Here is a 16,428-nt window from a genome sequence, read left to right as displayed (position 1 = left end):
GAATCAGGCTCAGCGCGGCTATTCCGGCGATCATCAGATCGTACTTGGCGCCATCCGCTATGTCCTTATAGGTCGCGGCCGTGCCGGCGAGATAAATGTTGGAGTCCCCCAAGGGGGTGTTCTTCACGGCCTGTTTGGCCGCGTTTCTGATCGGATCGATGTGCGAGATACCTTCGGGGGTCGCGGGATCACCCTCATGGGAGATGATCATGCGTGCGGCCTTACCGTCCGGCGAGAGGAATAATTTCAGTCCCCTTTTGAATTCGGGGTTGCTGAAGGCCTCGGGCGGCAGGTAGAAGGAATCGTCGTTCTTGGCGGCGTCATAAGCCTGCCCCAGGGCGGTCGCGGTGTCGGTATTTGCCTGCGTTTGAGCGTTGATCCCGAAGTTCGTCGCGTAGTTGGACAGCGTCAGACCGAGGTTCTTCTCCTGGTCGGCGATCTGAGGCGGCAACAAGGTCACCAATTTCTGCTGGCCCGCATCCAACTTGTCCAAACTTGCGGTGAGCTTCTCAAACTGCGCACTGAGCTGATCAATACCGTCGATTGCGTCGAAGATGGATCTGAAGGCGAAGCAGGCCGGAATATCGTAACAGTGCTTTTCCCAGTAGAAATAACTGCGAACCGGTCTGAAGAAGTCATCGAAATTCGCGATCTTATCCCGCAGGTCGTTGATGATGGCGATCGTATCGTGAAAGCTTTGGGTCTCGTCGTGCGTGGACGCGGCGAGCTGTTTTTGCAGCCCGTATTGCTGATTCAGAATGCCGATCGTATCTTTCAGATTGTCGGCCTGTTTGAGTAAATCCTGTGCGCGCTCTTTCTGGTAGTGCAGGTTCTCGATGTTGCCGATGCTGCCCGCGCTGATCTGAAAAGCCAACGAGGTATGTTCGATCGGGGTTCCCAAGGGTCTGGTCATGGACTGGACTTGGGAAATGCCGGGAAGATGGGCGATCGCCTTGGCAACCCTTTCTAGGTTGATCATGTCGGCCGGATTACGCATATCGTGATCGGTTTCGATCATCAGCAGTTCGGGATTGAGCCGGGCCTGAGAAAAATGCCGTTCCGCGGCCGCGTAGCCGACGTTGGCCGGAGCACTGGCCGGCATGTAGGGCCGGGCGTCGTAATTCGTTTTGTATCCGGGCAAAGCGAGCAGACCGATGAGAGCGACCCCGGTCGCCACCACCAGGATGGGCCCGGGCCAGCGCACGATCGCCGTGCCGATGCGCCGCCAGCCCCGAGTCGCCATCTGCCGCTTCGGGTCGAACAACCCGAATAGGCTGCCCACGGTGATCACCGCCGGGGCCAGGCTGAGCGCGGCCAGCAATGCGATCCCGATACCTATCGCGGCGGGAATGCCCAGGCTCTGAAAATAATTCAGCCTGGTAAAGCGCAGGCAGAGCACCGCGCCGGCAACAGTCAGACCCGAGCCCAACACCACATGGGTCGTCCCGCGGTACATGGTGTAGAAGGCGGCTTCGCGGTCCTGCCCGTCGTGCCGCGCCTCGTGATAACGGCCGACGAAGAAGATTGCGTAGTCGGTGCCGGCGGCGATCACGAGCAGCGTGAGTAGATTCGTCGCATACGTCGAGAGGCCGATCAATCCGACGTTTCCCAGAAAAGCGACGATACCCCTGGCCGCGGCCATTTCGACGATCACCGTGACCAACACGAAGACCGCCGTGACGGAACGGTAAACCCAAAACAACATCGCCAGGATCACCAGCACGGTGATCACGGTGACCTTGAAGATCCCTTTGCTGCCCACTTCGAACTGATCCGTGACCAGCGGCGCCGCGCCCGTCACATACGCCTTCACACCAGTCGGTGCGGGCGTATGCGCCACGATCTCGCGGATCGCGTCGACGGACGCGTTGGCCAGCGCGTCGCCCTGATTGCCGGCCAGGTAGACCTGAACGTAGGCGGCCCTGCCGTCCTTACTTTGCGAGCCCGCCGCCGTCAGCGGATCCCCCCAGAAATCTTGGACGTGCTCCACATGCTTGGTGTCGTGCTCGAGCTTGCGGACCAGGGCATCGTAAAACCGGTGGGCGTCATCGCCCAGCGGTTTATCACCTTCCAAAACGACCATGGCCGCACTGTCAGAATCGAATTCGTGAAACACTTTGCCGATGTGTTGCATCGCTTGAAACGACGGCGCATCCGGGGTATTCAGGGATACATTGTGTGCCCTGGCGACGTCCTCCAAATTCGGGACGGCGATATTCGAGACGGCGGCCAGACCCACCCACAACAACAGGATCGGCACCGCAAACCGGCGAATACCTTGCGCTACAGCAGATCTCGGGGCGTGATCCTCGCTCATGCGGACTTCACCAGGCAGAAGGTATAGGCGTTCACTTGGTTGACGATCCTTTCGTCCTTGACGTCACCATCCACCGTGATGCGACAGCCAAGGGAATCGCTATCGCCCTGCGCCACAAGGTTGCTGAAGGCTCCGGGCTGTGTCGTCACCATGGTCAACGACCAGGGCAGGGCCGCGTTCAACACTTGCCGCGGCTGCACATTGATGTCCACGTAATTGATCGTCGCCACCGCCCCCGCGTCACCAAAGACTTCCAGGGTGATGTGCTTGGGACTAAACGGTTCGGTCTGATCCGAGATGCCGCCGCCGGCCGACGTGTTGTTGTGCGAACCGAAATTCCCGTGGATTCGATACACGCAGAACACCGCGACAGTCACCACCACCACCACCACGAGCACCATCCACCCCCGTCTAACCAGGGAAGTTATCGAAAAGCCTTTCACCCGTTAGCCTTTCGAATATCGGGCGGCAGAACCACACTCCGGGCGAGCGTGGCTGCCAAACATCATAAGCGTGGCCGACAGGTATGACAGTACGGTACGGGACCGTACTCTACAAGAGACGCGCACGGATTTCCCAATGTGGGCTGACTCTGAAACGCGTGCGTCGCTACCCGGAGGTCGTGGACAGGCCGGGGATGAGGAACCCGTCGACCAGCGCTTGCACGGTGCGACCACTGGGCGGCCGGTCGGGGATGATGCACCGGAAGATCAGGTAGCCGGGCAACAGGTCCCAGAGTTCGTCGCTGAGGGCGTCTTTGGCGATCTCGCCCCGGTCGACGGCCTGCTGCACGATGTGCTGGATAAGGGCTTTGCGCTGCTCGAGGAACTGATGCTGCATGGCGTCGTTGAGCGCGGAATGGCGCGACACCTCGACCAGTACCGCGCGGATGGTGCTGGCGTGCTTCCCACCCTCCTGACAGATCGCCTCACCCAGGCTCAGCAGGTCGCCGCGCAACGTGCCGGTATTCGGCGGGACGGCCACCTGGCGCACACCTTCGATGAAGGCGGCCAACACCAGTTCGGCTTTGGACGGCCAGCGGCGGTAGACCGTCGCCTTGCTGGCGCGCGCGGCGTTGGCCACCGCGTCCACCGTCAGCTGGTCATAGCCGTGTTCCTGCAGCAGCGCCAGGGTCACGGCCAATATCTCGGCCTCGCGCGGCGACCACGATGATGCCTGCTCGCACCGATCGGCCGTCTGGGTCATAGAGCCCACGATAGAGCCGCTCGGGCGACACCGACCAATTTCGGTGCAGTCAACCCCGGCGAATGTGAATTCGTCAGCCGGACCCCATCAGCGCGCGTTCGATGTCCGCGAGCAGGTCGTCGGTGTCTTCGATACCCAGCGAGATGCGTGCGAATCCGTCGGCGACCGGGTCTCCCCAGCGCGCCCTGCGGTCCACCGACGTGTGCAGGCCTCCGAAACTCGTGGATGCGATCAGCAGTTCGCTGCGCTCCACCAGCGCATGCACCGCGGCCGCGTCGGCCAATTCGACCGAGACCAGCGATCCGAATCGACGCATCTGGGCCATGGCCACCGGATGCGCCGGGTCGTCGGCCAGTCCCGGGTAGCGCACCGCCCGCACCGCCGGGTGACGGGCCAGCATGGTCGCCAGCGCGCGGGCATTCTGGCATTGGCGTTCGAAGCGCAATCCCGCAGTTCCCATGCTGCGCAACAGAAGCCAGGCCTCGAACCCGCCCAGGATCCCGCCTGCGAGCAGCCTGTGTCGCTCCACCGCGGCGAGCAGCTCGGGCTCGTTGGTGGCGACGTAGCCCGCCAGCAGGTCGCCGTGGCCCGACAGGGCCTTGGTCGCACTGGCCACCACCGCGTCCGCACCCAACGACAGCGGCTGCTGCCCCAACGGCGTGGCGGCGGTGTTGTCGACGATCAAGCGCGCGTTGCGCCCCCGGCAGATGGTGGCCAACCGGTGCAGATCGATCACGTCCAGCGCCGGGTTGGTGGGCGTTTCGGCCAGCACCACGTCGGCGTCCGCGGCGGCGTCATAGATCTGCGAGCTCGACGCCTCGATGACCGTCACACCCCCCGGCGCCAAGTCCTCGCGGGCGTAGCGGCGCACCTGGTAGTAGCCGTCGACGGGCACCACCACCGTCGACCCCGGCATCGCCAGTGCGCGTAAGACGGCGCTGATGGCGGCCATGCCCGAACCGAGCACCAACGCGCCGGTGGCTCCCTCCAGTTCGGCGAGCGCCGACTCGAGTTGCCGCCAGGTCGGATTGGAGCTGCGGCCGTAGCTGTCCAGCGCGCCGGTCTCGTCGCCGGACAGGTGGTAGGTGGCGGCGAGCACCGCCTGCGGCGCTACCGGCTGACCCGAAATTGCCTGCACGTCAGCGGCTTTGAGGCTGCGCGTGGAATCGCCGTACCGGCCGCTCATCGGCTCACTCCGCCGGGGAATCGGGTCGACCCTCGGCCAGCAGCTTCCGGAAGCCATTTTCGTCGAGGACTGGCACCCCCAACTCGATCGCTTTGTCGTATTTGGAACCTGGCGAATCGCCGGCGACGACGTAGTCGGTCTTCTTCGACACCGAGCCCGCCGCCTTTCCCCCGCGCGTCAGGATCGCCTCCTTGGCGTCGTCGCGGGAAAAGCCGGTGAGCGAGCCGGTGACCACCACCGTCAGTCCCTCCAGCGTGCGCCGCACACTGGTGTCGCGTTCGTCGGCCATCCGCACGCCGGCGGCCCGCCACTTGTCGACGATCACGCAGTGCCAGTCGACGGCGAACCATTCGGTGAGCGCCGCGGCGATCGTCGGGCCGACGCCTTCCACCGCGGCCAGCCGTTCGGTGGACGCCGACATGATCGAGTCGAGATCGCCGAACTCGGTCGCCAGGGCACGCGCGGCCGTCGGCCCGACGTGCCGGATCGACAACGCCACCAGGACCCGCCACAGCGCCACCTTCTTGGCCTTGTCCAGGTTGTCGAGCAGCCGTTTGCCGTTGGCGGACAGGGCGCCGGCCTTCGTCCGGAACAGCTCGGTACGCAACAGGTCGTCCTCGGTGAGCGCGAACAAGTCGCCCTCGTCAGCGATCACGCCGGCCTTCAACAGTGCGGTCGCGGCTTCGTATCCGAGCCCCTCGATGTCGAGCGCCCCGCGACCGGCGACGTGAAATACCCTCTCCCGCAACTGCGCCGGACAGGACCGGGCATTGGGGCAGCGGATGTCGGCGTCGCCCTCCTTGGCCGGCGCCAGCGTGGTCCCACATTCGGGACACGCGGTGGGCATGTCGAATTCGCGTTCGGAGCCGTCGCGCAGGTCGACGACGGGACCGAGCACCTCCGGGATCACGTCGCCGGCCTTGCGGATCATCACGGTGTCGCCGATCAGCACGCCCTTGCGTTTCACCTCGGCGGCGTTGTGCAGGGTGGCCAGTCCCACCGTCGACCCGGCCACCTTCACCGGCGTCATGAACGCGAACGGGGTGACGCGTCCGGTGCGCCCGACGTTGACGCGGATGTCGAGCAGCTTGGTCTGCGCCTCCTGGGGCGGGTACTTGTACGCGACGGCCCATCGCGGCGCGCGCGAGGTGGTCCCGAGCCGGCGCTGCAGCGCGACGTCGTCGACTTTGACTACCACGCCGTCGATTTCATGCTCGAGGTCGTAGCGGCGCTCACCCCAGTAGCCGATCCGCTCCTCCACGGCGGCAAGACCGCGCACGCGCGCGGTTTGTTCGGCCACCGGGAGCCCCCAGGCGCTCAGCGCGGTGTAGGCCTCATGCTGAGTCTTCGGAGCGAACCCCTCGGTGCGGCCGATGCCGTGGCAGATCATCCGCAGCTTGCGCCGTGCGGTGACGGCCGGGTTCTTCTGGCGCAGCGACCCCGCGGCGCTGTTGCGGGGGTTGGCGAACGGCGCCTTGCCGTCTTCGACCAGGCTGGCGTTGAGCGCCTCGAAATCGGAGAGCAGAAAGAACGCCTCGCCGCGCACCTCGAGCACGTCGGGAATCGGGAAGTCCTTGCTGACGGACAGCCGCTCCGGGACATCGTCGATGGTGCGCGCGTTGAGCGTCACGTCCTCGCCGACCCGCCCGTCGCCCCGGGTCGCGGCGCGTTCCAGCCGGCCGTCGCGGTACACCAGCGCCAGGGCAACCCCGTCGATCTTGAGTTCGCACAGGTAGTACGGCTGCTTGCCGACCTCGTTCTCGACGCGGTTGCTCCAGGCCACCAGCTCGTCGCGATCGAAGACGTCGTCGAGGCTCAGCATCCGTTCCAGGTGCTGCGCCTCGGCGAACTCGGTGGCGAAACCCGCCCCGCCGACCAGCTGCGTCGGGGAATCGGGCACCCGCAGTTCCGGGTGACGTTCCTCCAGCGCGAGTAGCTCGTTGAACATCGCGTCGAAGTCCGCGTCCGAGATGATCGGAGCGTCCTTGATGTAGTAGCGGAACTGGTGTTCACGAACCTCTTCGGCCAGGTCCTGCCACTGCCGGCGAACCTCAGGCGATACCGAATCGGTTTCTGCTGCGCTCACCTTGGCAGGCTATCCGAGGACACCGACGCGAAACCGGGCGCTCAGTCCTCGACTCCGTCCTCCACTCCGTCCTCCACAAAGGCGCGCAATCGATCCACCGCGGCATCCCACCGGCGGGACAGCTGACTCAGGTAGTCGCTGGCCGAGGCCAGCGGCTGGGTCTGCACCGTCCAGACTCGCTCGCGGCCCCGTCGGCTGCTGGTCACCAGCCCGGCCGACTCCAACAGCTGCAGGTGCTTGCTGGCCGCCTGCCTGGTGACCGGGATGACGCTGGTGACCTGCGACGTCGAACTGGGGCCCTGATCGCAGAGCCGCACGATGATGCGCAGCCGATTGGGATCGCCGAGCGCGTCGAACAGCGGCGCGTCGACGGCGACACGTCCGCTCATACCCGGACGTCTTCGATGTACTTGCGCACCAGCGAGGTCTGAATCGCCCAGCCCTCGCCGTTGGCCTCGAACGCCGGCCCGCGCCGCGCCCGGGGAATCGCCTCGAATCCGGATTCGGTGATCGTCAGCAGCACGCCGTCTGGCTGCTCGGACAGGGTGAACTCGACCAGCGTGGTCGGCTCGTGGTCGTAGTCGACAGCAGGGTCGATGGCGAACGGATGCCAGCGGTAGGCGAACCGGCGCTGCGGCTCGATGGCGACGATCTGCCAGGTGCTTTGCGCCCCGGCGTGCGCCTCCTGCCGCTTGGCGACCTCGCTGTCGACGAGGGTCGGGCTGATCGCGGCGGTCACCGATGCCCCGGCGACGAACGGCCCGTCGAAGCGCACCCCGAACCAGCGCCCGAACTCCTCGGCGTCGCTGATGGCCCGCCAGACCCGGTCGAGCGGCGCGCGCAGCACCACGTGCTTCTCGATCTTCATATGCAACCTCCTGGTTGCCTATGAGTTCAGCACAGTCTGACCAGAAACGCAACCTGATGGTTGCCTATTCGATGGCGTCCGGATCCTCGGCGAACATCTCGGCCGCCTTGCGGGCGAGCTCTATCGCGGTGCGCGCCCACCCCGGCGTCGCACCGGCCAGACCACACGCGGGCGTGACGCCGATGCGGTCGCGCAGCGCCGAGCGGGCGAAGCCCAGGCGATCTGTCACCGCGACCATCGCGGCGGCCACCTCCTCCGCCGACTGGCGACGCGGCGGGTTGTTGCCGGCGACCACCCCCAGCGCGACGGTGCGGCCGGACTCCACGAACTCGGCAACACCGTCCAGATCCGCCGCGTTCAGCGCGCCGGCATCTACCGAGACGGCTCGGAAGGCACTGCGCTGCAAGAGGTCCCACGGCAGGTCGGGGGCACAGCAGTGCAGCAGCACCTCACCGCCCACCGTTCGGGCGCACGTGTCCAGCAGCCCGGCGGCCACCTCCTTGTCGATCGGGGCCACCGGGCTCAGCGCAGTCACCCCGCTCAGCCCGCCGCCGAGAGCCTTGGGCAGCGATGGCTCATCGAACTGCACCACCACCTCCGACTCGAGCCGGCGGGCCAGCCCCGCGCGATGCATCGACACGCCCTCGGCCAGCGACGCCGCCAGGTCGCGCAGCGCCCCAGGGTCGGTGATCGCCCGGTGACCGTTGGCCAGCTCAACCTCGGCCGCCAGCGTGATCGGGCCCGGAGCCTGCACCTTCACCACCCGGCCGTCGTTGCGCAGGCCGGCGGCTTCCCAGGCCTCTTCAAGCGCGTCCATGTCCTCGTCGAGCAGGCTGATGGCGCGGCGGGTGACCGCCCCGGGGCGGGCGGCAAGCCGGTAGCCGCGCGGCACCGTGTCGATGGCCACGTCGATTAGCAGCGCGCCGGCCCGGCCGAGCATGTCGGCACCCACTCCGCGCGCGGGCAGCTCGACGATGTGCGCCAGCGCGCCCGCGAGTTCACCTACGACGACTTCGGCGGCTTGGCGCGCGGCGATGCCGGGCCACGATCCGACACCGCTGGCGTTGGCAAAAGGATGGGTGAAATCACTCACCGGACAACCGTATTCGACGTCGCACCACCCGCCGGTCGGCAGGGGTCTGCGTGCGGCGGGGCAGCGCGGGTAGGTTCAACGCCAAAAGGGGTGCGAATACGTGTCGCAGAAGGCGAAATCGGCGTGGCTACCGCTGTTGTGCGCGGTGGTGACGCTGGTGGCGTCGTGCACCCGGGTGGTGGACGGTACGGCCGTGGCGGGTTCCGGCACCGACCGCAGGGTGGTGCAGGGCGTCGACGTCGACACGATCCTGCTGGACCAGTCGCGGATGCGCGCGATCACCGGCGCCGGTGAGCATCTGACCATCATCCCCTCGATGGACGGCACCAGCCCGGTGGATATCGACGCGCTGGCCGAAACCGCGCCGAACGAGTGCCGGTTCATTTACGCCGAGACGGCGACGTTCGGGCGCGATCTGGAGGCGTTCCACAAGACGACGTTTCAGGACCCACCCGATGGCGCGTTGATCTCCGAAGGCGCCGCGGCCTATCGCGATGCCGAGACCGCCCGCCGCGCCTTCGGCGCCCTGGTGCGCACCGTCGGCGACTGCGCGAACGGCTCCCGCGGGCAGCTCTACGTCGGTGACTGGAACGCCGACGCCACCTCGCTGCACCTGCGGCCCGGCGGGTGCGGCCGCGACTACCGGATCCTGTCGGTAGCCATGTTGGAGGTCACCTTCTGCGGGTTCGCGCAATCGGTGTCCGACATCGTGATGACGAATATCTCCGCGAACATGCCGCGGTAGCCCTGATTCAGCGGGTGGTGCCGGCGATGGTGGCGCTGCCGAGCACCTCGTCACCGTCGGGATCCGGCCGATACAGCACCAGCGTCTGGCCGCGGGCCACCCCGCGCATCGGCGCACGCAACCGCACGACCAGCTCGTCGTTGGCCAGTTCCGCTATCGCGTCGGCTGTTTCGCCGTGCGCGCGCACCTGGACCGCGCACTCCACCGGGCCGGTCGGCGTGACGCCCGAGCTGAAAATCGGTGTCCGGCCCACCATTTCGCGTATCTCGAGATCGGCCGCCTCGCCCACCTGCACGGTGCCGGTCTCCGCGTCGATCGAGGTCACGTAACGCGGGCGGCCGTCGGGTCCCGGCCCCGCGATGCCGAGCCCCTTACGTTGGCCGACGGTGAAACCGTGCACGCCGTCGTGCTCAGCGAGCACCGTGCCGTCCGCATTGACCACGGCACCTCGGCGCACCCCGATGCGCTCACCCAAGAATGCGCGGGTATTGCCCGAGGGGATGAAGCAGATGTCGTGACTGTCCGGCTTTTCGGCGACCATCAGACCGCGCCTGGCGGCTTCGGCCCGGATCTGCGGCTTGGGGGTGTCCCCGATCGGGAACGCCGCGTGGCGCAACTGCTCCGCGCTCAGCACGGCTAGCACATAGGACTGGTCCTTATCGTGATCGACGGCACGACGCAGCCGCCCGTTCCGGAGCCGGGCGTAGTGGCCGGTGGCCACCGTGTCAAACCCGAGCGCAACGGCTTTCGCGGACAGCGCCGAGAACTTGATCTTCTGATTGCATACCACGCACGGGTTGGGGGTCTCGCCGCGCGCATACGACGACACGAATTCGTCGATGACGTCCGACTTGAACCTCTCCGCGAAATCCCACACGTAGAACGGGATTCCGAGCACATCGGCGACGCGGCGCGCATCGGAGGCGTCTTCCTTCGAGCAGCACCCGCGCGAGCCGGTGCGCAGTGTGCCGGGTGCGCTGGACAGCGCCAGGTGGACGCCGACCACGTCATGTCCGGCGTCGACCATCCGGGCGGCGGCGACCGACGAGTCAACGCCACCGCTCATGGCAGCAAGCACTCTCACTTAGGACGCCCCCGCGGCGGCCAGTGCGGCGCGACGGGCACGGTCCACCGCCCCGGGCAGTACCCGCAGCACTGTATCGATGTCTGCGTCAACACTGGTGTGTCCCAACGAGAGTCGCAAAGACCCGCGAGCGCTGGTCGCATCGGCGCCCATCGCGATCAGCACATGCGAGGGCTGAGCGACACCGGCGGTGCACGCCGACCCTGTCGAACACTCGATTCCGTTGGCGTCCAACAGCATCAGCAGCGCATCGCCCTCGCAGCCGCGGAAGGTGAAATGCGCATTGCCGGCAACGCGCAGCGGATCGCGGGCGCCGTTGAGGCTGACGTCCTCGATGCCGCCCAACACGCCGTCGACCAGCCGGTCGCGCAGCGCCCGCAGCCGGGCGCTGTTGACCTCGAGCCCGTCGACCGAGATCCGGGCCGCCGCCGCCATTCCGACCGCGCCGGCGACATCGGCGGTGCCCGAACGGATGTCGCGCTCCTGCCCACCTCCGTGTGCCAACGGCACACACGCGACGTCGCGACGCAGCAGCAGCGCACCCACCGCCGGCGGTCCGCCGAACTTGTGAGCGGTCACGCTCATCGCCGACAATCCGCTGGCGGCGAAGTCGACCGGCAACTGACCCACCGCCTGAACGGCGTCGCTGTGCATCGGGACGCCGAATTCGGCCGCGACGGCGGCGAGTTCGGCGGCCGGCATGACCGTGCCGACCTCGTTGTTGGCCCACATCACCGAGACCAGCGCGACGTCGTCATGGCGCGCAAGCACCTCGCGCAGCGCCGCCGCCGACACCGACCCGTCGGCGGCAGTCGGAAGCCAGGTGACCTCGGCGCCCTCGTGTTCGACGAGCCAGTTCACCGAGTCCAGCACGGCGTGGTGTTCCACCTCACTGGTGACGATGCGCCGCCGCCGGGGCTCGGCGTCGCTGCGGGCCCAGTAAATGCCCTTGACCGCCAGGTTGTCGCTCTCGGTGCCGCCGGCGGTGAAGATGACTTCCGAGGGGCGCGCGCCCAGCCTGTCGGCGATCAGCTCACGGGATTCCTCGATCCGGCGCCGCGCCGCCCGGCCACTGGTGTGCAGCGAGGACGCGTTGCCGACCGTGCCGAGCACAGCCGTCATCGCCTCGACGGCGGCCGGGTACATCGGGGTGGTGGCGGCGTGATCCAGGTAGACCATGACGCGACCCACGATACCGGCCCCCCAGTTTGCTCAGGCCACCAGCACGTGCCCGTGACCAGCGCGCCGGGCGGTTCCGGCACCCACCGCGGATTGGCATCGGCCTGCCAGGGCGCGGCGGTCGGTCCCCGGGAGCTGCAGAGACTCCACATGCACCCGCGCCAGCGTGCGCGGCACGACGAGCAGCCGGCGGATCGAGCTCAGCAGGGTCTCGTCACCGACGAAGGCCGGCGCCGTCGAGGGGCGGCCGTCGACGTGGTGGTAGGTCAGCCGCAGCGGCTGCACCGGACGGCCGGCGTCGATGGCGGCCTGAAACATCGCCGGGTAGAAGGCGCCACGGTCCCGACCACACCAGGTGGTGCCTTCCGGGAACGCCACCACCGTCTGTCCGGCGCGCAGCCGGCGGGCGACGGCATCCACAACACCTGGCAGTCGCCGCAGACTGGACCGCTCGATCGGGATGACCTTCAGGAAGCGGGCCACGATCCCGGTCGCCGGGCCGGTGAACATGTCGGCACGCGCGACGAACGACCCGGGCAGCACCGACCCGATGGCGAAGACGTCGAGCCAGGACATGTGCGGGCTCACCACCAGCACCCCGCTCAGGTTACGAATCGGGTTGCCCGTCACGGTGATTCGAACGCCCAGGCAGCGCAGCACCAACCTGCAATAGATGCGCTGCACGCGGGTGCGGCCAGGCAACGGCACTGCCAGCAGCGGCAGCCCCGGCGCCAGCAGCAGCGCCAACAACAGGCGAAGGGTTACCCGCAGCGCCCTGCGCAGCGGCCGCGACGTCACCACGTCGCCCGCACCCACACAGCTTGCATCGCACGATGCGCGCGGTAGCCACGAGTGCCCGGTGACCGCCGGGGCGTTCATCGCGGGCCGCCCGCCGTTCGCATCTCGGAAGCGACCGACACCGATCGGAGTCGCTTCAGATATCGGGTGTCGGCGTGCGCTTTGTCCAGCAGGACGCAGAAATCGCCGACGCCGAAGTCCGGGTCGTGCGCGGGTTCGCCGCACACCTGGGCGCCCAGCCGCAGGTAACCCCGCATCAGCGCCGGCACCGAGGGCCTCGCGGGCGGCGCGATGTCGTCGATGCTCGTCCCGTCGACCACCACCGGCCGGTGCGGGTACACCCGGTATTCCGGGGGTGCCCCATGCCGGCTGAGGATGAAGTCGCGGACGCCGCGCAGTTGACTGCCCGGAGGCTGACCGTCGGATTCGCTCCCGATGGGCACCGACACGCACCCGGCCACACGGTCGTAGCCGTAACGGTCCAGGTAGGCCAGGATGCCCGCCCACATCAACAGCACGACACCGCCGTTGCGATGCCCGTCGCGCACCACGGCGCGTCCCATCTCCACCAGCGACGGCCGCAGTGGGTCGAGAGCCCGGATGTCGAACTCGGTGGCGGTATAGAGTCCGCCGGCCGCGATGGCCCCCGCCGGCGCCAGCATGCGGTAGCAACCGACCAGCTCACCGCTGTCGTCGTCGCGCACCAGCAGGTGGTCACAGAACTCGTCGAACCTGTCGACATCCCGCCCATTCTGGTCGGCCGCCGGCAGTGCGAAGCCCGGCGTGCTGGTGAACACGTCGTACCGGAGTCGCTGCGCCGCCTCGATCATGCCGGCGTCGGTGGACACCAACAGGGAGTAGCGGGGTGCGGCCGACGAGCTGGTGGCCGTACCGGTGGGCTTATCGCTGGGTATGAGGACAGAAGCAATGCTCATGGACCCCAACGTGGCGTAGTCGATGAGCTAGTCGGCGAAGCCGCTGTGACGTGTCGGTGCACGTGAGATGACGAACTGTCGCGAAAAAGTGAGCTGCATCCGGTGCCGGGACGCCATCCGCCGGGTACGCAGCAAGGATGTTTTGGGGCAGCCGAATGACGGGCGGGATGATGCTGACCGCCGATCGCTGGATCGCGGCGCCGCCGGCCGCGGTGTGGGAATTGCTGGTCGACCTGGACACGTGGCCGACGTGGGGTCCGACGATTCGGCGGGCCCGGCTGGACGCGCCGCACGCCGAGCTGGCCTTGCATGCCACCGGCACCGTGCAGACCTCCCTGCTGGTTGCGGTGCCGTTCGAAGTCACCGAGTTCGAGCCGGGGCGCTGCTGGGCGTGGAAGGTGGCCGGTGTGCCGGCGACCCGGCACCGGGTGGACCCGGTGGGCGGCGGCGCGCGGGTGAGCATTGCGGTGCCCTGGTGGTCCGCGCCCTACCTGCCGGTGTGCTCCGTCGCCGTGCGCCGTATCGACGCGATGCTGACCGGCGGCTAGCGGGCGTCGAGGGCCGGTTCTCCGAGAACCAATGTGCGACTTCGTGATTCGCTAGCACGGGCGCTAGCGGATTCGGAGCTCGGTTTATGGCGGAGACCCGGTGCCGGTGTGACCCGAGTGGGCCGTGGTACGCCGGAAATCACCTGCCGAACGCAAAGCCCCGGGCACCGCGGTGCCGGGGGCTTTGCGGCCGAGAGACTCAGCCCTTGCGTGTCTTGACCGCCTCGGTCAGCTGCGGAGCGACCTTGAACAGGTCGCCCACCACGCCGTAGTCGGCGATCTCGAAGATGGGCGCCTCTTCGTCCTTGTTGACCGCGATGATCGTCTTGGACGTCTGCATGCCCGCGCGGTGCTGGATGGCACCCGAGATGCCCAGCGCGATGTAGAGCTGCGGCGACACGGTCTTGCCGGTCTGGCCCACCTGGAACTGGCCCGGATAGTAGCCGGAGTCGACGGCCGCGCGCGACGCGCCGACGGCCGCGCCCAGCGAGTCAGCCAGCTCCTCGACCACGCTGAAGTTCTCCGCGCTGCCGACACCGCGACCGCCCGACACCACGATGGTGGCCTCGGTCAGTTCCGGACGGTCACCGGCGACCGCGGGCTCGCGGGCGGTGATCTTGGTGGCGTTCTCGGCGGGGGCCGGCACCTCGACCTTGACCTCTTCGCCGGCGCCGGCCTGCGGCTCGGCGTCGACGGCGCCGGCGCGCACAGTGATCACCGGGGTGTCGCCGTTGGCCTGCGCCTCCACGGTGAACGCGCCACCGAAAATGGAGTAGGTCGCCTTATTGCCTTCCTTGACCTCGACCACGTCGACCAGCAGGCCGGAACCGATGCGGGCCGCGAGCCGGCCGGCGATCTCCTTGCCGTCGGCGTTGGCGGACAGGATCACCGCGGCGGGCGAGTTGGACTCGGCGAGCGACGCCAGCACGTCGACCACCGGGGTGATCAGGTACTTGTCGACGTCGTCGGACTCGGCGACGTAGATCTTGGCAGCGCCGGCCTCCTTGAGCCCGTCGACCAAGGGCGCGGCGGTCCCGGGAGCGCCGACCACGACGGCGGCGGGCTCGCCCAAAGCGCGGGCGGCGGTGATCAGTTCGGAGGTGACCTTCTTCAGCGCACCTTCTGCGTGCTCGACGAGCACCAGTACTTCAGCCATGGGTTATTTCGCTCTTCTCGTCTTAAGGGACTCGGGTCAGATGATCTTTTGGGCAACCAGGTACTTGGCGACGTCGTTACCGCCCTCGCCCTCGTCGGTGACCTTCTCACCCGCGGTCTTCGGCGGCTTCGGCGTCGATGACACCACGGTCGAACCGGCGTTTTCCAGCCCGACCTCGTCGCTCTCGACTCCGATCTCGGCGAGGGTCAGCACCGTGACCTCTTTCTTCTTGGCGGCCATGATGCCCTTGAAGGAGGGGAAGCGCGGCTCGTTGATCTTCTCGGTGACGCTGACCACTGCGGGCAGGGTCGCCTCTAGGGTGAACACGCCGTCGTCGGTCTCCCGCTCGCCGGTGACCTTGTCGCCCTCGATGGAGAGCTTGCGCACGTGGGTGAGCTGCGGCAAGCCGAGGTACTCGGCGATGACGGCCGGCACCGCGCCGCCGGTCCCGTCGGTGGCCTCGTTGCCTGCGATGACCAGCTCGGTGCCCTCGATGGTGCCCAGCGCACGCGCCAATGCCCATCCGGTCTGGACAACGTCCGAGCCGTGCAGGCCGTCGTCCTTGAGGTGGACGGCCTTGTCGGCGCCCATCGACAGCGCCTTGCGGATCGCCTCGGTGGCGCGCTCGGGACCTGCGGTCAGCACGGTCACCGAGCCTTCGCCGCCCTCGCGCTCACGGATCTGCAACGCCTCTTCCACCGCGCGCTCGTTGATCTCGTCCAGCACCGCGTCGGCGGCCTCACGGTCCAACGTGTAATCGCCGTCAGAGAGCTTGCGCTCCGACCAGGTGTCTGGGACCTGCTTGATCAGGACCACGATGTTCGTCATGAGAGTGGCTCGTCCTCCTCGAGTGAGTCCTGCAGCCGTGAGCGGCAGAACTGTAGGTCACGTCTTGTGCGCACCGCACCCGCATGTTACTGACCGGTAACTTAGTGTGGTTTGCTCTCACACCATAGCGGGTCGTCCTGCAGGTTCTGTCCCCCCTGTGCGTTCGCAACCGGGTCGCTGCCCACCCCACGCGTTGGATTACCCGGAGTGAAGCATTCGCGACCCCGCAGAAAGGACTGTCACGCGTTAGCCTGCCTATGCAATGAGCGCATTCATTCCGGATGTTCCGCACGCCGCCGCGGACGCCGCCCTGCCGTTGACGGGCGAACGCACCGTCCCGGGCCTTGACGTGGAGAACTACTGGTTTCGCCGCCACGAGGTGGTCTACCAGCAGATGGC

Annotated in this window: 16 protein-coding genes and 1 pseudogene; 3 read left to right on the top strand and 14 right to left on the bottom strand. The window is 67.4% G+C overall.

All coding sequences use genetic code 11. The features are described from left to right. From VFW69_RS04205 to VFW69_RS04170, 8 genes are all read right to left on the bottom strand, one after another. Positions 1-2,317, bottom strand: a 2,317-nt coding sequence (locus tag VFW69_RS04205; protein ID WP_526498481.1) for an MMPL/RND family transporter, incomplete at its 3' end; no start/stop codon positions are given. Next, positions 2,314-2,760 carry an MmpS family transport accessory protein gene (locus tag VFW69_RS04200; protein ID WP_526498479.1) on the bottom strand — a complete coding sequence of 149 codons (447 nt, stop codon included), beginning with the start codon at positions 2,758-2,760 and terminating at the stop codon, positions 2,314-2,316. The genes VFW69_RS04205 and VFW69_RS04200, both read right to left, overlap by 4 nt. A 166-nt stretch (positions 2,761-2,926) precedes the next feature. Continuing rightward, positions 2,927-3,535 (bottom strand): TetR/AcrR family transcriptional regulator, encoded by a 609-nt coding sequence (locus VFW69_RS04195; RefSeq protein WP_526498483.1) that lies wholly within the window; start codon positions 3,533-3,535, stop codon positions 2,927-2,929. A 61-nt stretch (positions 3,536-3,596) separates the two neighbouring features. Beyond that, positions 3,597-4,709 carry a cystathionine gamma-lyase gene (locus tag VFW69_RS04190; RefSeq protein WP_526498477.1) on the bottom strand — a complete coding sequence of 371 codons (1,113 nt, stop codon included), beginning with the start codon at positions 4,707-4,709 and terminating at the stop codon, positions 3,597-3,599. A gap of 4 nt (positions 4,710-4,713) precedes the next feature. Further along, a complete protein-coding gene (ligA, locus tag VFW69_RS04185; protein ID WP_526498475.1) occupies positions 4,714-6,795 on the bottom strand; it encodes an NAD-dependent DNA ligase LigA in 2,082 nt (693 codons plus the stop codon). 41 nt (positions 6,796-6,836) lie between these two features. Then, the gene (locus VFW69_RS04180; RefSeq protein ID WP_526498473.1) at positions 6,837-7,184 is read right to left on the bottom strand and encodes an ArsR/SmtB family transcription factor; all 348 of its coding nucleotides are present in this window, start codon (positions 7,182-7,184) and stop codon (positions 6,837-6,839) included. Beyond that, positions 7,181-7,663, bottom strand: a complete 483-nt coding sequence (locus tag VFW69_RS04175) for an SRPBCC family protein (RefSeq protein ID WP_526498471.1) — start codon at positions 7,661-7,663, stop codon at positions 7,181-7,183. Before VFW69_RS04175 ends, VFW69_RS04180 begins: the two co-directional genes overlap by 4 nt. Before the next feature lie 64 nt (positions 7,664-7,727). Next, positions 7,728-8,756 (bottom strand): uroporphyrinogen decarboxylase/cobalamine-independent methonine synthase family protein, encoded by a 1,029-nt coding sequence (locus VFW69_RS04170; protein WP_526498469.1) that lies wholly within the window; start codon positions 8,754-8,756, stop codon positions 7,728-7,730. 100 nt (positions 8,757-8,856) lie between these two features. Here VFW69_RS04170 and VFW69_RS04165 point away from each other — a divergent pair, with 100 nt between their 5' ends. Next, entirely contained in the window at positions 8,857-9,501 is a 645-nt protein-coding gene (locus VFW69_RS04165) for a sensor domain-containing protein (RefSeq protein ID WP_526498467.1), read from the top strand. 7 nt (positions 9,502-9,508) lie between these two features. Here the strand turns inward: VFW69_RS04165 and mnmA are convergent, their stop codons facing one another. The 4 genes from mnmA to VFW69_RS04145 are packed head-to-tail and all read right to left on the bottom strand — an operon-like array spanning position 9,509 to position 13,497. Continuing rightward, positions 9,509-10,585, bottom strand: a complete 1,077-nt coding sequence (gene mnmA / locus VFW69_RS04160) for a tRNA 2-thiouridine(34) synthase MnmA (protein WP_526498465.1) — start codon at positions 10,583-10,585, stop codon at positions 9,509-9,511. Further along, positions 10,586-11,764: a cysteine desulfurase family protein gene (locus VFW69_RS04155; protein WP_526498463.1), complete on the bottom strand. Its 1,179-nt coding sequence runs from the start codon at positions 11,762-11,764 to the stop codon at positions 10,586-10,588. A 33-nt stretch (positions 11,765-11,797) separates the two neighbouring features. Further along, the gene (locus tag VFW69_RS04150; protein ID WP_526498461.1) at positions 11,798-12,643 is read right to left on the bottom strand and encodes a lysophospholipid acyltransferase family protein; all 846 of its coding nucleotides are present in this window, start codon (positions 12,641-12,643) and stop codon (positions 11,798-11,800) included. Then, positions 12,640-13,497 carry a GNAT family N-acyltransferase gene (locus tag VFW69_RS04145; RefSeq protein WP_526498459.1) on the bottom strand — a complete coding sequence of 286 codons (858 nt, stop codon included), beginning with the start codon at positions 13,495-13,497 and terminating at the stop codon, positions 12,640-12,642. Before VFW69_RS04145 ends, VFW69_RS04150 begins: the two co-directional genes overlap by 4 nt. A gap of 155 nt (positions 13,498-13,652) precedes the next feature. Here VFW69_RS04145 and VFW69_RS04140 point away from each other — a divergent pair, with 155 nt between their 5' ends. Further along, positions 13,653-14,045, top strand: a complete 393-nt coding sequence (locus tag VFW69_RS04140) for an SRPBCC family protein (RefSeq protein WP_526498457.1) — start codon at positions 13,653-13,655, stop codon at positions 14,043-14,045. Positions 14,046-14,244: 199 nt separating this feature from the next. On the opposite strand, the gene VFW69_RS04135 is transcribed toward VFW69_RS04140, so the two are convergent. Further along, the gene (locus VFW69_RS04135) at positions 14,245-15,201 is read right to left on the bottom strand and encodes an electron transfer flavoprotein subunit alpha/FixB family protein (protein ID WP_526498455.1); all 957 of its coding nucleotides are present in this window, start codon (positions 15,199-15,201) and stop codon (positions 14,245-14,247) included. A 36-nt stretch (positions 15,202-15,237) separates the two neighbouring features. Next, positions 15,238-16,029: an electron transfer flavoprotein subunit beta/FixA family protein gene (locus tag VFW69_RS04130; protein ID WP_526498453.1), complete on the bottom strand. Its 792-nt coding sequence runs from the start codon at positions 16,027-16,029 to the stop codon at positions 15,238-15,240. A gap of 262 nt (positions 16,030-16,291) precedes the next feature. Between VFW69_RS04130 and VFW69_RS04125 the strand changes: the two are divergent. Continuing rightward, positions 16,292-16,428 (top strand): annotated as a pseudogene (locus VFW69_RS04125) (SAM-dependent methyltransferase); the annotation flags it as partial.

The organism is Mycobacterium sp. (assembly GCF_036273375.1).
GTDB lineage: Bacteria > Actinomycetota > Actinomycetes > Mycobacteriales > Mycobacteriaceae > Mycobacterium.
Note: the sequence above shows the minus strand (reverse complement) of the source record. Positions and strands in the feature narration are given on the sequence as shown.

Coding starts and splice junctions, on each gene's coding strand:
- VFW69_RS04175 (WP_526498471.1), bottom strand. CDS start 7,663: ATGAAGATCGAGAAGCACGTGGTGCTGCGCGCGCCGCTCGACCGGGTC.
- VFW69_RS04180 (WP_526498473.1), bottom strand. CDS start 7,184: ATGAGCGGACGTGTCGCCGTCGACGCGCCGCTGTTCGACGCGCTCGGC.
- VFW69_RS04145 (WP_526498459.1), bottom strand. CDS start 13,497: ATGAGCATTGCTTCTGTCCTCATACCCAGCGATAAGCCCACCGGTACG.
- VFW69_RS04140 (WP_526498457.1), top strand. CDS start 13,653: ATGACGGGCGGGATGATGCTGACCGCCGATCGCTGGATCGCGGCGCCG.
- VFW69_RS04155 (WP_526498463.1), bottom strand. CDS start 11,764: ATGGTCTACCTGGATCACGCCGCCACCACCCCGATGTACCCGGCCGCC.
- VFW69_RS04150 (WP_526498461.1), bottom strand. CDS start 12,643: ATGAACGCCCCGGCGGTCACCGGGCACTCGTGGCTACCGCGCGCATCG.
- VFW69_RS04190 (WP_526498477.1), bottom strand. CDS start 4,709: ATGAGCGGCCGGTACGGCGATTCCACGCGCAGCCTCAAAGCCGCTGAC.
- VFW69_RS04130 (WP_526498453.1), bottom strand. CDS start 16,029: ATGACGAACATCGTGGTCCTGATCAAGCAGGTCCCAGACACCTGGTCG.
- VFW69_RS04135 (WP_526498455.1), bottom strand. CDS start 15,201: ATGGCTGAAGTACTGGTGCTCGTCGAGCACGCAGAAGGTGCGCTGAAG.